This is a genomic window from Streptomyces sp. NPDC003011 (genome assembly GCF_053591515.1).
Genome location: NZ_JBSFTY010000204.1, coordinates 1 through 1,055, shown reverse-complemented (window position 1 = coordinate 1,055; position 1,055 = coordinate 1). Strand labels below are relative to the sequence as shown.

At 68.5% G+C, this 1,055-nt stretch carries 1 protein-coding gene; it reads left to right on the top strand.

The window, feature by feature from the left end; all coding sequences use genetic code 11:
* On the top strand, positions 1–1,055 hold a 1,055-nt coding region (locus tag ACWD0J_RS41320), incomplete at both ends, for a polyketide synthase dehydratase domain-containing protein (RefSeq protein ID WP_451501013.1).

Below are 1,055 nucleotides of genomic sequence, written 5' to 3'. Positions count from 1 at the left end.
CACGCCGGCGACCACACCGGCGCCCACCACCTCGACGAACTCACCCTCCACACCCCCCTCATCCTCCACGACACATCCAGCCGCGACCTCCAAGTAACGACAACCCCGGAAACCGACGGCTGGCGGATCGTGATCCACTCCCGCCCTCACACCAACGACCCGGACGACACCGAATGGGTCTGCCACGCCACCGGCACCCTCACCACCGCAGAGCAGTCAGCCCAGGCCCTGACCCAATGGCCGCCCGCCAACGCCACCCCCGTCGACACCGCAGACCTCTACACCCAACTGGCCGACCACGGCTACGAGTACGGGCCCGCCTTCCAAGGCGTCACCGCGGTATGGACACAGGCCGACGGCACCCTCCACGCCGAGATCACCCTGCCCGACAGCGCCGACCCAGCCGGCCACACCATCCACCCCGCCCTCCTCGACGCCGCCCTCCACCCCCTCGCCACCCAGACCACAGGCACCGACCTGCGCCTGCCGTTCGCCTGGACCGGCGTCACCCTCCACGCCGCCAACGCCACCCACCTACGCGTCACCCTCACCGCAGCCGGCAACGACATATCCATACAAGCCTGGGACCCCACCGGCACACCCGTCGCCACCATCACCACCCTGGCCACCCGCCCAATCGACCCCACTGCCCTGACCACCAGCACGCGTAATGAGACACGCAACAGCCTCTTCCACATGACCTGGAAGCCCACCGAAGCAACCACAGGCGACATCGACCCCGACCAAGTCGACGTCTACATCCCCAACACCGGCGAGGACAACGAAGGCCCGGCAGCCGCCCACGCAGCGATCGAGGCGCTCCTCACCCACCTGCAGTCCTGGCTGGCCGTCAACGAAACGACTGACCGACACCTGGTCGTCCTCACCGAGCACGCCGTGGCCACCAGCCCGGCCGAGGACATCAACCTCACCCAAGCCCCCCTATGGGGCCTGACCCGCACCGCACAGAACGAGAACCCCGGCCGCATCCACCTCCTCGACACCGACGACCCAGCCGACACCTCACACCTGGCCGCCGTCATCGCCACGGATGA